9 protein-coding genes are annotated in these 13,874 nt (G+C 74.4%); 6 read left to right on the plus strand and 3 right to left on the minus strand.

The window, feature by feature from the left end; genetic code table 11:
* Positions 1–53: 53 nt before the first annotated feature.
* Positions 54–3,164, minus strand: coding sequence for a beta-N-acetylglucosaminidase domain-containing protein (locus AB0O36_RS30695; RefSeq protein WP_365115813.1), 3,111 nt, complete (start codon positions 3,162–3,164; stop codon positions 54–56).
* Positions 3,165–3,562: 398 nt separating this feature from the next.
* On the opposite strand from AB0O36_RS30695, the gene malQ reads away from it, so the two are divergent.
* Both malQ and AB0O36_RS30705 read left to right on the plus strand, forming a co-directional pair.
* Positions 3,563–5,764: a 4-alpha-glucanotransferase gene (gene malQ, locus AB0O36_RS30700; protein ID WP_365115815.1), complete on the plus strand. Its 2,202-nt coding sequence runs from the start codon at positions 3,563–3,565 to the stop codon at positions 5,762–5,764.
* Positions 5,765–5,784: 20 nt separating this feature from the next.
* On the plus strand, positions 5,785–6,030 hold the full coding sequence (locus AB0O36_RS30705) for a hypothetical protein (protein ID WP_365115817.1): 246 nt from the start codon (positions 5,785–5,787) through the stop codon (positions 6,028–6,030).
* A 103-nt stretch (positions 6,031–6,133) separates the two neighbouring features.
* Here AB0O36_RS30705 and AB0O36_RS30710 read toward each other — a convergent pair whose 3' ends face one another.
* On the minus strand, positions 6,134–6,673 hold the full coding sequence (locus AB0O36_RS30710) for a MarR family transcriptional regulator (RefSeq protein WP_365115819.1): 540 nt from the start codon (positions 6,671–6,673) through the stop codon (positions 6,134–6,136).
* A gap of 96 nt (positions 6,674–6,769) precedes the next feature.
* Here AB0O36_RS30710 and AB0O36_RS30715 point away from each other — a divergent pair, with 96 nt between their 5' ends.
* Genes AB0O36_RS30715 through AB0O36_RS30730 form a run of 4 tightly spaced genes read left to right on the plus strand, consistent with a single transcriptional unit; the run spans position 6,770 to position 11,083 of the window.
* Positions 6,770–8,128: an MFS transporter gene (locus tag AB0O36_RS30715; protein WP_365115821.1), complete on the plus strand. Its 1,359-nt coding sequence runs from the start codon at positions 6,770–6,772 to the stop codon at positions 8,126–8,128.
* A gap of 26 nt (positions 8,129–8,154) precedes the next feature.
* Positions 8,155–9,156, plus strand: coding sequence for an EamA family transporter (locus AB0O36_RS30720; protein WP_365115822.1), 1,002 nt, complete (start codon positions 8,155–8,157; stop codon positions 9,154–9,156).
* A 50-nt stretch (positions 9,157–9,206) separates the two neighbouring features.
* Positions 9,207–10,142 carry an EamA family transporter gene (locus AB0O36_RS30725; protein ID WP_365115852.1) on the plus strand — a complete coding sequence of 312 codons (936 nt, stop codon included), beginning with the start codon at positions 9,207–9,209 and terminating at the stop codon, positions 10,140–10,142.
* Between the two features lie 41 nt (positions 10,143–10,183).
* Complete coding sequence (locus AB0O36_RS30730) at positions 10,184–11,083, plus strand: LysR family transcriptional regulator (RefSeq protein ID WP_365115853.1); 900 nt, start codon at positions 10,184–10,186, stop codon at positions 11,081–11,083.
* A 208-nt stretch (positions 11,084–11,291) separates the two neighbouring features.
* Here AB0O36_RS30730 and pepN read toward each other — a convergent pair whose 3' ends face one another.
* On the minus strand, positions 11,292–13,874 hold the full coding sequence (gene pepN, locus AB0O36_RS30735) for an aminopeptidase N (protein WP_365115824.1): 2,583 nt from the start codon (positions 13,872–13,874) through the stop codon (positions 11,292–11,294).

Below are 13,874 nucleotides of genomic sequence, written 5' to 3' on the forward strand. Positions count from 1 at the left end.
GCGGGGCTCAGGGGGTGAAGCGGGCCACAGCGGCACCGACGTACCCCCCCGCCCTACCCCCCCACCGCATAAGCCTCCGCCGACCACAGGGAGCAGCCGTACCGGGTCGCGCGGGCGTCGCAGACCACTCGGACGAAGCGGGTGTCCGGGGCGTCCATGCGGATGGACTCGCGGCCGCCCGGGGACCCCGTGACCGTGGCCGACGTACGCCAGGTCACCCCGTCCGCGGAGGTGAGCACCCGGTACGCCGTCGGGTACGCGTCCTGCCAGTGCAGGACGACCCGGCCCAGCCGCACCGGGCCGCCGGCCAGTTCGGCCTGCCACCACGCACCGTCCTCGGCCCGTGACGACCAGCGGGTCGCCGGGTCGCCGTCCACGGCCGCGGAGGCGGGGAAGTCCCGGGTCTCGTCGCCGGAGGAGCTCGCCCTGGCGGTGCGGGCCAGGTCCGGGCCGCCGGTCTTGGGGAAGGCCCGTACGGTCAGCGTCCGCGACTGGCCGCCGAAGCCGACCGGGACCTCGTACACGCCCGCCGGGGTGCCCGCCGGCACGCTGACCTCCAGGGGGACGGTCACGGCCGTGCCCCGCGGCACCGTCGCCTGCGCCGGGAGGGCCACCCTGATGCCCTGCGGCGGTTTCGCCGAGAGTTCGCCGCGCACCTCGCCCGGCCGCAGCGGTGCCAGTTCCACGGATATCCGCTGTGCGGCGCCGCCGATCTCCGCGTCCGTACGCCCGCCCCCGGCCAGCTCGAACCGCACCTCCGGCTCGTCCGCGAACCACGGCACCACCCCGCGCACCGCGGGTGCCTCCCCGGCCCACACCAGCCGGAACGCGTCGGCCCGCAGGCCGGCCGTCTCCGTCTGGGTCCAGCCCGAGCGCGCCGCGTCGCCGAGCTTGCGCCAGCCCTGGCCCGGCACGTGGGCCTCCACCGAGGCGCCGCGCACCGCCGGCGCCAGCGGGTCCGTCATCACGGTCACCGCGGACACCGGCCGCTCCCGGTCCAGCTGCACCGTCCAGGTGCCGTCCGCCGAGGTGACCCGGCCCGCGGCCGGGTGGCTCGCGCCGGTCCAGGCGTCCGCCTCCGCCACGGCCTTCGCCAGGAACGGGTCCAGCACGCCCTTGCCGACCGTGGCGTCCGCCCCGCCGGCCGTCGCCGCCGTACGGGCCGCGCCCAGGTCCCGGTACGCCTGCCAGGCCGCCGCGCCGTCGCCGCGCGCCTGCGCGCGCAGTACGTCCACCGCCAGTTCGCCGGCCGCCCCGTATCGGGCCAGCCGGTCCAGCCAGGGGCCGCCCTCCGCCGGGATCGAGCCGTCCGCCGGCCCGGCCAGCCGCTCCCGGGCCGTCCGCATCACGGTGAAGGCCGCGCGCAGCCGGTCCGCGGCGCGTTCCAGGGCCGGTCGGTCGCCGGTCGCCCGGGCCCGCCAGAACTCGTCCGTCAGCGGCTTCAGGTACGCCGACTCCTCCTGGCCGAGCGGCGAGGAGGAGGTGTTCCCGGCCAGTGCGGTCAGTGCGTCCCGGGCTCCCGCGTCGCCCCCCGCCAGCTCGGCGACGGCCGCCCGCCAGGACTCGTCGGGCCGGTACCCGCGCGGGTTCCACGCGAAGTCGGCTGCGGTGAAGAGCGGGATCCGGGACAGCGCGCCCTGCTGGGCGGCGTGTGCGAGCAGTCCCGAGCCGTGGGCCACGGCAGGCTCCCGGCCGGCGTAGGGGCCGAGGAAGATCCGGCCGGGCTCCCAGTCGTTGACCGGGTAGTTGTCCATGGTGATCAGGGGGTGCGCGAAGGCGGCCCGGGCGCCGGATATCTCCCTGCCGGTGATGGTGCGCGGCAGTACGCCCACGCCGGTCCAGGCCACCTCCACGCGCGGGTCCAGCGCGGACGCGAGCGCCGTGCGGTAGTCGGTGGAGCCCTCCTGGTAGTACTCGGTCGGCATCAGCGACAGCGGGGCCGAGCCCGGGTGGCGGCGGGCCAGCGCGTCGGCGAGTTCGCCGGCGACCTCGGCGTGCGCCCGTGCCGCCGCCGCGGGTCCCCTGCCGTACCGTGCGCGGTCGGCCGAGCAGCCCCATTCCGTGTAGCTCACGTCCTGGAACTGCAGCTGGAAGGCGCGGAACCCGAGGTCCCACATTGCGTCGACCTTGCGCAGCAGGGCCTTGCGGTCGGAGGCCGAGGACAGGCACATGGACTGTCCGGGGGCCACCGCCCAGCCCAGCAGCACCCGGTTCGCGGCGGCGCGTTCGGCCAGTGCCCGGAAGTCCTCGCGCTGGGCGGTCGGGTAGTCCTCGCGCCAGCGGGCCTGCCGGAAGGCGTCGTCGCCGGGCGCGAGGAGGTACCGGTTCTGCTTGGTGCGGCCCATGAAGTCCAGCTGGGCCAGCCGCTGTTCCCGGGTCCAGGGTGCGCCGTAGAAGCCTTCGGTGATTCCGCGTACGGGGGCGGCCGGCCAGTCCCGGACGAGCACTCCGGGGACCTTGCCCGGGGCGGCGGCGAGGAGCTGGCGCAGGGTCTGCGCGGCGTGGAACAGTCCGTCCTCGCCGGTGCCGGAGAGGGCGACGGTGTCCCGGCCGAAGTCGCGGCCGACCGCCAGCCGGTAGCCGCCGGAGGGCAGTTCGGCGGTGCCGCCCGCGCCGAGTGCGCGCAGTGCCGCCTCGGCGTCGGGGCCCTGGACCCGGACCACGGTCCCGTGCGGCGGCAGGGGCGCGGCCGAGTCCTGTTCGTGCAGGCTGCGCACCCCGGCGGCGCGCAGCGCGGTGCGGATCACGTCGAGGGCGTCCCGGTCGGCGCCGCCGGGCGGCAGCACCAGTACGGCCTCGGCGCCGAGCGGGAGGTCGCGGGAGGCGTCGGCGGTCAGCGACTGCGGGCGCGGCCAGACCGCGGGTCCCCGGTCGGCGGACGCCCTGGCCGCGTCACCCGGTGCCGCGGTTCCGGCCGCGGCGCTCCCGCGGGCCGCGGCGCGCTCGGCGGCGGAACGGTCGGCCAGGGCGGCCTGGCCTCCGGCTGCGTACGCGCCGCCGCCCGGGTCCGTTTCGGGGTTCGTGGGGGAGGGCGGGGCCGAGGGGGTGGTGAAGGCGGTCGGCGAGGCCGCGGTGGCTCCGCCGAGCAGGCTGCCGATGACGGCGACCGTGACGGCCGTGGCCCGTTTCCTGCTCTTCGGGCCCTGCCCGGGACCTCGCTGCACGCTGTCTCTCCGCTCCGAGTCGGCCCCCCCGCTCGTACGAATGAACTCGAGCCCACCATTCGTGCGGCTCAAGTGTCAATGGCGCCGGTCGGTTTGACCGATATGCCTGGGTAGGCGGGGCGGTGGGGTGGGTAGACCTGCGATGTTCCGAAACCCATCGCACACATGGGAGTTGTCCACATGGACGTACGCGCGCGATCCAAACGTGCCGTCACCGCATTACCGCTCCCGCGTCCGCCCCGGCAGGCCGACGCCCCGCTCATCAGCGAACCCCCGCCGGGATACGCCGGATTCGCGCCCCTGACCAGCGAGCCCTGGTTCGCCGCCGAACTCCCGCTGACGAGCGAGCCGGTCCTGCCCGCGGACCACGCCGCCTGAGACCGCAGAAGGACGACAGCATGGACTCCACGGACGACACGGACGACACGGGCGCGCCGGACGGCCCGCACGCGCCGGACGGCCTGCACGCCCCGGACGGGCTCCACGCCCTGGACGGCCCGCACGCACCGGCCGGCCCGGCCGGCCCGGACGACGCGGAGGCGCTGGCCCGGCTCGCCGCCCTGCACGGCGTCGCGACCTCCTACCGGCCGGCCGAGGACGTCACCGCCGCCGTGCCCGAGCGGACGGTCAGGGAGGTGCTCGGACGGCTCGGCGTCCCCGCCGGCACCACCGATGCCGTACGGGAGGCCCTCGCCGCCGCCGAGGAGGCCGCCGCCCGGCTGCTGCCGCCGACCCTGGTCCAGTGGGCGGGGGACCCCGCCCCGGCCCCGCTGGACGCACTGCCCGCGGGCAGCACGGTCCTGGTCCGCCTGGAGGACACCGGCGCGGAGCGCCCGTGGGAGCCGGACCTGCCGTACGGGGTGCACCGGATCAGCGCACGGACCCCGGACGGCCGGCACGGCGAGGCCGTGCTGATCGTGGCCCCGGACCGGGCCCCGGCCGCGCCCGGGCGCTCGTACGGGCTGCTGGTCCAGCTGTACTCGCTGCTCTCCGCGCGGTCCTGGGGCATGGGCGACCTCGGCGACCTCGCCGACCTCGCCCGCTGGGCCGGCACCACCCACGGCGCCGGGTTCATCCAGGTCAACCCGCTGCACGTGGCCGTGCCGGGCACCCCGACCGACCCGTCCCCGTACCGGCCCTCGTCCCGACGCTTCCCCGACCCGGTGCACCTGCGGGTCACCGACGTCCCCGAGTACGCCGGCTGCCCGGACCGCGCGGCGCTGGACCGGCTGGCCGGGCGCGGTGCGGAACTCCGCCGCCGGGTCGTGGAGAAGGGGGAGCTGATCGACCGCGACGCCGTCTGGGCGGTCAAGCGCGCCGCCCTGGAGCGGCTGTACGCGGTCCCGCGCAGCGAGGAGCGCGAGGCGGAGTACGCCCGCTTCCGGGCGGCCGCCGGCCCCTCGCTGGACGCCCACGCCCGCTGGCTGGCCCTGGCCGAGCGGTACGGCGCGGACCCGGCCGGCTGGCCCGCCCCCGCGCCGGACGCGGAGGGGGCGACGGCCGCCGGGATCCCCACGGCCGGCCCCGGCAGCACCGACTTCCACCGCTGGCTGGCCTGGCTGACCGACACCCAGCTGGTCGCCGCCCAGCGGGCGGCCAGGGAGGCGGGCATGACGGTCGGCCTGGTGCACGACCTCGCGGTCGGGGTGCACCCGCAGGGCGCCGACGTGTGGGCCGCGCCCGGGACCCACGCCACCGCCATGACCGTCGGCGCCCCGCCGGACGCCTTCAACGCCCGCGGCCAGGACTGGAGCCTGCCGCCGTGGCGCCCCGACCAGCTGGCCGACGCCGCCTACGCCCCCTACCGGGACCTGCTGCGCTCGGTGTTCCGGTACGCCGGGGCGCTCCGCATCGACCATGTGATGGGCCTGTTCCGGCTCTGGTGGATCCCCGAGGGCGCCCCGCCCGCGGAGGGCACGTACGTCGCCTACGACGGCGAGGCGATGCTCGCCGTGCTGGTCCTGGAGGCGCACCGGGCCGGCGCCCTGGTCATCGGCGAGGACCTCGGCACGGTCGAGCCGCGGGTACGGGCGGCCCTGGCCCGGCGCGGGGTGCTCGGCACCTCGGTGCTCTGGTTCGAGCGGGACTGGTGCGGTGACGGCCGTCCGCTGGCGCCGCCCGCCTGGCGGCCGGACTGCCTGGCCACCGCGACCACCCACGACCTGCCGCCGAGCGCGGCCAAGCTGGCCGGGGAGCACGTGGAACTCCGGGACCGGCTGGGCCTGCTGACCCGCCCGGTGGAGGAGGAGCGGGCGGCGGACGAGGTCGACACCGCCGAGTGGCTGGCCGTACTGGCCGGACTGGGGTTGGAGGTCAAGACCGAGGAGGAGGCCGTGCTCGCCCTCTACAGGTATCTGCTCTCCACTCCGGCCCACCTGGTCGGGGTGTGGCTGCCGGACGCGGTGGGGGACCGGCGGCCGCAGAACCTGCCGGGGACCTGGGACCAGTACCCCAACTGGCGGCTGCCGGTCGCGGACGGCTCCGGGCGGCCGGTCACCCTGGAGGCCCTGGCCGCCTCGCCGCGCGCGCAGGCCCTGTTCAGGGCGGTGCGGGAGCAGGCGGGTCCCCGTACGGCACCCCCGGGCGCGCGACTCGTTTAGGTGTTCGCTACGTTTGCACCGTGGACAAGAAGAACGCTCTGCGCGCCGGCGCCGTCTCGGCCGGTACGACGCTGATGATGCTGCTGATGACGTCTCCCGCGCTCGCGCTGACGCGTGACGACGGCGACGACCCGGGTACCGGCATCAGTGTTGCCGAGACCATCGGCCTGTACGTGCTCCTGCCGATCGTGCTGTTCCTGGTCATCGCGGGTCTCGTGATGGTCCTCGACAAGTCGGACCGGCCGCGCAAGCAGACCGCCGAGTAGTTTCCGCCGAAGTTTTCCCACCGGTTCGTCCGGTGAGCGGGCCGGTCCCGTGCGGTACGTCCGCGCGGACCGGCCCTCTGGCGTACCCCCGGCCGGACAGGTCCTACGCTCCGGCGGGCATCAGTTTGCGCAGCAGGCCGGTGAGCACCTCGGCCTCCTCCGGGCTCAGTGCGGCCAGAGCGGCCCGCTGCGTCTCCAGCCCGGCCACGACCGCCTCGTCGATGAGCGCGAGTCCCTTGTCGGTGATCGTCACCTGGATGCCCCGCCGGTCGTGCGGGTCGGGGCTGCGGGTGAGCAGCCCCGCCTTCTCCAGCTTGTCCAGCCGGCCCGTCATGCCACCCGTGGTGAGCATCAGCGTCGCCGACAGCTGACGCGGTGACAGGGTGTGGGGGGCGCCCGAGCGGCGCAGCGTGGCCACCACGTCGAACTCGCCGCGGGTGATCCCGAACCGCGCGTAGGTGCGTTCCATGTCTTCCCCCACGGCCCGGCTGATCCGGTAGATACGGCCGAAGACGGCCATGGCCGTGACGTCCAGCTCCGGTCGCACCGCGTTCCACTGTGCGGCGATCGCGTCGACCGCGTCCGCGTCCGCACCCGTGTTCACCACCGGGTTCATGACCATCCCGGCCACCTCCATCGGCATCTCGCTCGTTACTCGCAGTATCGCAAAAGAATCGCTTGACGAAAAGTAGCTTGGCGCTAAGCTACTTACTAGCAACCTACTTAGGGGGAGGCGGTCATGCGGAAGACCGGGGCGGCCGGGAAGGCCGGAAAAGTCGGGAACACCCGGACGGAACGGGTGGCGGGGGAGCGGTCCCTGCTCGTCGGGATCGGGATCAGCGCCGTGGGGATCGGCATGTACGTCCCCTTCACCCTGGTCTTCTTCCACCACGTCACCGGACTCTCCTTCGCCGTGGTCGGCATGGTCCTCACGGTCACCGGACTGGCCGGCCTGGCCTTCATGCCGCTGGCCGGCGCGGCCGTCGACCGGTTCGGCGCCAAGCGGGCCAACCTCGCCCTGTACGCGATCCGCGCCGTCGGCTTCGCGCTCTACCCGCTCGCCGGCTCGCTGCCCGCCTTCGCCGCCGTCGCCCTGGTCACCGCACTGGCCGACCGGTCCTTCCCGATCGTCCAGCAGTCCCTGATCGGCGAAGTCGCCCGGGGCTCGGCCCGGGACCGGCTGCAGGCGTCCGTACGCGCCCTGCAGAACGCCGGCATGGGCGCCGGAGCCCTGCTGGTCTCCGGCGTGCTCGCCCTCTGGGGCAACGCCGCCTTCGACCACACCGCCCTCGGCAACGCCGCGGCCTTCGCCCTCGCCGGACTGCTCGTCGGCCGGGTCCGCCCGGCCCGGGACGCCGCGACCGCCCCCGCCGAGCGCTCGTCCGCCGGCTCCGGCTACCGGATGGTCCTGCGCGACCGGCCCTTCCTCGGCCTGACGGCGGCCAACTTCCTCGCCGCGCTCGGCTACTCCGCCCTCTCCGTGCTCTTCCCCCTGTACATCGCGACCTGGCTGCACGGCCCCGAGTCGCTCACCGGCGCCGCCTTCACCCTCAACACCGTGCTGTGCGCCGGGATCGGGGTGCTGGTCGCCGGCCGGGTGCGCCGCTCCGGCGCCCGCCGCACCCGCTCCGCAGCCCTCGGCTCCTTCCTCTTCGCCGCCGCCTTCGCCGGCCAGATCGTGCTCGGCACCATCCGCCCCGGCCAGACCGGACTGCTGGTCGCCCTGCTCGCCATCGTGGTCGTCTACACCCTCGGCGAACTGATCCACAGCCCCTCCGGCGGCGCCCTGTCCGTCTCCGCCGCCCCGGAGCCGGTGCGCGGCCGCTACCTGGCCACCTACCAGCTGTCCTACTCGCTGGCCGCCGCCCTCGCGCCGTCCCTGTTCACCGCTCTGCTGGCGGTCGACGGCCGGCTGCCGTGGGCCCTGCTCACCCTCACCGCCCTGGGATCCGCGCTCGCGCTGCTCCGGCTGGAGCGGCACCTGCCCGCCGACGCCGTGTACGCCGAGCCGCCGGCCCCGGTGACCGGCTCCGCACCGCGGCCCGACCGCGCCCCCGCTCCTGCCTCCGGCCCCGCCGCCGTCTCCGTCGAGGCCTGAAACACCCCCATTCGGAGGAACCCGCCATGAAGCGCATCGCCACCGTGGTCCTGACCGCCCTCGCTCCCGTCTCCTGGGGCTCGACCTACTTCGTCGCCACCGAGCTGCTGCCCCCCGACCGGCCGCTGTTCACCGGAGTGATGCGGGCCCTGCCCGCAGGACTGCTCCTCACCGCCGTCTCCCGCACCCTCCCCAAGGGCGAGTGGTGGTGGAAGTCCGCCGTGCTGGGCGCGCTGAACATCGGGGCCTTCTTCCCGCTGCTGTTCCTCGCCGCCTACCGGCTGCCCGGCGGACTGGCCGCCGTACTCGGCTCCTTCGGCCCGCTGGTCGTCATCGGAATGGCAGCCCTGATCCTGGGCGAGCGGGCGAGCACCCGGTCCCTGCTCGCCGGCATCGCCGCCGCCTTCGGCGTCAGCATGGTGGTGCTCAAGGCCGGAGCGGCGCTCGACCTGGTCGGTGTACTGGCCGGCGTCGCCTCCTCGGCCTCGATGGCCGCGGGCACCGTGATGACCAAGAAGTGGGGGCGCCCCGAGGGCGTCGGCCCGCTGGCCCTGACGGGCTGGCAGCTCACCGCGGGCGGGCTGCTGATCCTGCCGGTCGCCGCCATCGCGGAGGGCGCGCCGCCGGCCCTCGACGGCAAGGCGTTCCTCGGCTTCGGCTACATGATGCTGCTCAACACGGGTGCCGCGTACTGGCTGTGGTTCCGCGGCATCGGCCGGCTGAGCGCGACCTCGGTGACCCTGCTCGGCCCGCTCTCCCCGCTGACCGCCGCCGTGATCGGCTGGGCCGCGCTCGGCCAGGACCTCTCGCCGGTGCAGCTGCTGGGCATGGCGATCGCCTTCGGCGCCACCGTCGCCGGGCAGCTCCCGCCCCGGAACCGGGCCGCCGGGGCCGCGAAGGCAGGGGCCGCGGGGACCGCTCCGGTCGCCGGATCCGCCCCCCGGTCCTCCGGTGGATCTTTCAGTGGAACTGAAAAGACCGATCAAAAGGATTCGATGGACCTGAGCAATGCCCGGGTGCGAGGGTAGGGGGCACGAAGCCATCCGATCACCCTGAGGGGGACACCACCGTGGCCGTCCTGGACCGCGACCGCACCGAAGCTCCGCACCCGCAGAACCCGCAGAGCACCGCCACCGCGCAGGAGCGCAAGGGCGCCCTCGGTCTCGGTGTCCTCCTCGCCCTGGTGGCGACGGTCGTCTGGTCCGGCAGCTTCGTCGCCACCCGGGACCTGGCCGACACCGTGGCACCGGTGCAGGCCGTCTTCTGGCGGTGGGTCATCGCCACCGCCGCCGTCGCCCCCCTCGCCGCCCGCGAGGCGTGGCGGCAGCGGCATCTGATCCGCCGCCACCTCGGCTACATATCCCTGGCCTCGCTGTTCGGCATCGCGCTCTACAACACCCTGGTCCACCAGGCCGGACTGACCACCTCCGCCTCCAACATGGGCATGATCATGGCCGCTTCGCCGGTCATCATGGCCGTCTTCGCCCGCCTCGGCGGCGAACGCCTGGGCGCCGTCCGGACCTTCGGGATGCTGCTGGCGGCCTTCGGCGTGCTCCTGCTGGTCGGCAAGGGCTCGCTGACCGTCGACTTCGCCGCCGGCGACCTGTGGATGTTCGCCGCGGCCCTGTCCTTCGCCTCGTACAGCGCCCTGCTGAAGCGGAAGCCGGCCGAGATCTCCGGCCTGACCTTCCTGCTCACCACCTTCGTGCTCGGCGCGCTGATGCTGGCCCCCGCCTACGCCGTCTCCGTCGCCGTCCAGGGCGGGTTCGAGGTCACCACGCGCTCCGTCGGGCCGCTGCTCTACGTCGGGATCCTCTCCTCGGCCGTCGCCTTCTTCGCCTGGAACAAGGCCGTCTCGATGATCGGCGCGGCCCGGGCCGGCGTCGTCTACTACCTGCAGCCCGTCTGCGTCGCGCTGCTCTCCTTCCTGCTGCTCGGCGAACAGACCGGCCCGGTCCAGCTGCTCTGCATGGCGCTGATCCTCGGCGGTGTCGCCCTGGGCGCCCGCAAGTAGGCCGGACCCGGACCGATAGGTTCTCCGCCATGACCGGGTCGATGACCGAATGGGACATCAAGAAGCTCCGCATCCTGCGCACGCTCGGTGAGCGGGGCACGGTGACCGCGACGGCCGAGGCTCTGCACATGACGCCCTCGGCCGTCTCGCAGCAGCTGACGAACCTGGCCAAGCAGCTCGGCGTGCCGCTGCTGGAGGCACAGGGCCGCAGGGTCCGGCTCACCGACGCGGCCCACCTGGTCCTCCGGCACGCCGAAGCGGTCTTCGCCCAACTGGAGCGGGCCGACGCGGAACTGGCCGGGTACCTGGCGGGGGAGGCCGGTGAGGTCCGCGTCGGCGCCTTCTCCACCGCCGTGCCGGCCCTGGTCGTCCCGGCCGTGGCGGCGCTCCGGCTGACCCACCCCGGCGTGGAGGTCCGCGTACGGGAGACCGAGGCGGCGGAGTCCTACGAGCTGCTCTCCGCGGGGGCGGTGGACCTGGCGCTGTCCCTGGCGGCCCACGCACCGACCGCCCGGGACCCCCGCTTCACCCGGATCCCGCTGCTGGCCGACCCGCTGGACGTGGCCCTCCCGCCGGACCACCCGCTGGCGTCGGCCCCCGACCTGCGCCTGTCCGACCTGTCCTCGGAGCCCTGGATCTACGGGGGGTCCGGCCCCTGGTCGGAGATCACCCGCACCGCGTGCGAAGCCGCCGGCTTCGTGCCGGAGCAGGCGCACTCGGCGGCCGGCTGGACCACGATCCTCGCCATGGTCGAGGCGGGCATGGGCGTGGCGCTGATCCCGCGGATGGCGGCGGCGGCCCGCGTCACCGGGATCACCGTACGGCCGCTGCCGCACGACCGGCCGACGCGGCACGTGGTGGCGGCGACCCGGCGCGGGGCGGAGGCGGCTCCGGCGATCTCGCGGGTGCTGGCGGCGATTCGCGAGGTCGCGGGCAGCTGAGCCGGCGGGGCCGGGGCCGAGGGAGCCGCGCGAGCCTCGCGGGACCGGGACCGGGACCGGGACCGGGACCGGGGTGCACGCTGCGCGGCCGGCGCGGGCCGGTGTGCCGTGTGCCCACCCGTGCCGCCCTGCGGCACGCCTGCCCACACGGCGGCGGGTGTGGCGGAGCCCCGCCACCCATGGGTGGCGGGGCTCCGGCCTGGCGGGGTTACGACGCGGACGCGTCGGCCGCCTGGGCCTTCAGGGCGCGCTCGACGCCCGCGCGGGACTCCGAGACCAGACGGCGCAGGGCCGCGTTCGGCTCGGCCGAGGCCAGCCACGCGTCGGTCGCGTCCAGGGTGTCCTGCGAGACCTGCAGCGACGGGTACAGGCCGACCGCGATCTGCTGGGCGATCTCGTGGCTGCGGGACTCCCAGATCCCCTTGAGCACGGAGAAGTACTTCTCCGTGTAGGGGGCGAGCAGCTCGCGCTGGTCGGTCTGGACGAAGCCGCCGATCACGGCCTCCTGCACCGCGTTCGGCAGGTCCGCGGAGTCGATGACCGAGGACCAGGCCGCAGCCTTCGCCTCCGCCGTCGGCCGGGCGGCCCGGGCGGTCGCGGCGTGCCGCTCGCCCGCCGCAGTCTTGTCCCGCTCCAGCTCCGCCGCGATCTCCGGCTCGTCCGCCCGGCCGGTCGCGGCCAGCCGCTCCAGGAACGCCCAGCGGAGCTCGGTGTCGACGACCAGGCCGTCGATGCCCTGCGAGCCGTCCAGCAGCGCCGCGAGCAGGTCCAGCTGCTCCGGCGTACGGGCGGTGGCGGCGAAGGCACGTGCCCACGCCAGCTGGTGGTCGCTGCCCGGCTCGGCCGCGCGCAGGTGCTCCAGGGTGGCCCCGGTCCAGGCCGCCAGGCCCGTCTCGCGCCACGCCGGGTCCCCGTACAGGTCGACGGCCAGCTTCACCTGGCGGTGCAGGGACTGCACCACGCCGATGTCGGACTCCTTGCCGATGCCGGACAGCACCAGCGACAGGTAGTCGCGGGTGGCCAGTTCGCCGTCCCGGGTCATGTCCCAGGCCGAGGCCCAGCACAGCGCCCGCGGCAGCGAGGCCTCGAAGTCACCCAGGTGCGCGGTGACCTTGGCGAGCGAGTGCTCGTCCAGGCGGACCTTGGCGTAGGACAGGTCGTCGTCGTTGAGCAGGACGACGTCCGGCCGGTGGTGCCCGACCAGCTCCGGCACCTCGGTCAGCTCGGCGGCCGCGATGTCCAGCTCCACGCGGCGCTCGCGCAGCAGCTTCCCGCCGCCCGACGGGTCCATCGAGTAGAAGCCGATGGCGATCCGGTGCGGCCGCAGCACGGGCTCGCCCTTGGCGCCGGCCGGCAGCGCCGGGGCCTCCTGGCGCACCCGGAAGGAGGTGATCCTGCCGTGCTCGTCGGTCTCGATCTCCGGGCGGAGGACGTTGATGCCCGCCGTCTCCAGCCACGCCTTCGACCAGGCGGTCAGGTCACGGCCGGAGGTCTCCTCCAGGGCGCCCAGCAGGTCGGAGAGCCGCGTGTTCCCGAAGGCGTGCGCCTTGAAGTACGCCTGCACGCCCTTGAAGAACTCGTCCATGCCGACGTAGGCGACGAGCTGCTTGAGCACCGAGGCGCCCTTGGCGTAGGTGATGCCGTCGAAGTTGACCAGGACGTCGTCCAGGTCGCGGATCTCCGCCATGATCGGGTGGGTGGACGGCAGCTGGTCCTGCCGGTACGCCCAGGTCTTCATGGAGTTGGCGAAGGTGGTCCAGGAGTGCGGCCACTTCGAGTCGGGGGCGTACGCCTGGCAGGCGATGGAGGTGTAGGTCGCGAACGACTCGTTCAGCCAGAGGTCGTTCCACCACTCCATGGTGACCAGGTCGCCGAACCACATGTGGGCCAGCTCGTGGAGGATCGTCTCGGCCCGGACCTCGTACGCCGCGTCCGTGACCTTCGACCGGAACACGTACTGGTCGCGGATGGTCACCGCGCCCGCGTTCTCCATCGCGCCCGCGTTGAACTCCGGCACGAACAGCTGGTCGTACTTGGCGAACGGGTAGGCGTAGTCGAACTTCTCCTGGAACCAGTCGAAGCCCTGCCGGGTGACCTCGAAGATCGCGTCCGCGTCGAGGAACTCGGCCAGCGAGGGACGGCAGTAGACGGCCAGCGGGACGACCTGGCCGTCCGGGCCCTCGTAGCTGCTGTGCACCGCGTGGTACGGGCCCACGATCAGCGCCGTCACGTACGTGGACATGCGCGGGGTGGGATCGAAGGACCAGACGTCGTCCTTCGGCTCCGGCGTCGGGCTGTTGGAGATCACGGTCCAGCCCGCGGGGGCCTTCACGGTGAAGGTGAAGGACGCCTTCAGGTCGGGCTGCTCGAAGGAGGCGAACACCCGGCGGGCGTCCGGCACCTCGAACTGGGTGTAGAGGTACGCCTGCTCGTCGACCGGGTCGACGAAGCGGTGCAGGCCCTCACCGGTGTTGGTGTAGGCGCAGTCCGCGACCACCTTGAGCTCGTTCGCTCCGGCCTTGAGGCCCTTCAGCGCGATCCGCGAGTCCTTGAAGACCTCGGCGGCGTCGAGCGCGGTCCCGTTGAGGACGACCTCGTGCACGGTCGGCGCGACCAGGTCGATGAAGGTCTCGGCGTTCTCCTCGGCCGAGTCGAAGCGCACGGTGGTCACGGAGGGGTAGGTGCCCCCTTCCTGCGCCCCGGTGAGATCGAGTGAGATCTCGTAGGAGTCCACGGTGAGCAGCTTCGCCCGCTGCTGGGCCTCTTCACGGGTCAGGTTCGTGCCAGGCAC

Source organism: Streptomyces sp. NPDC089799, assembly GCF_040684755.1.
Lineage (GTDB): Bacteria > Actinomycetota > Actinomycetes > Streptomycetales > Streptomycetaceae > Streptomyces.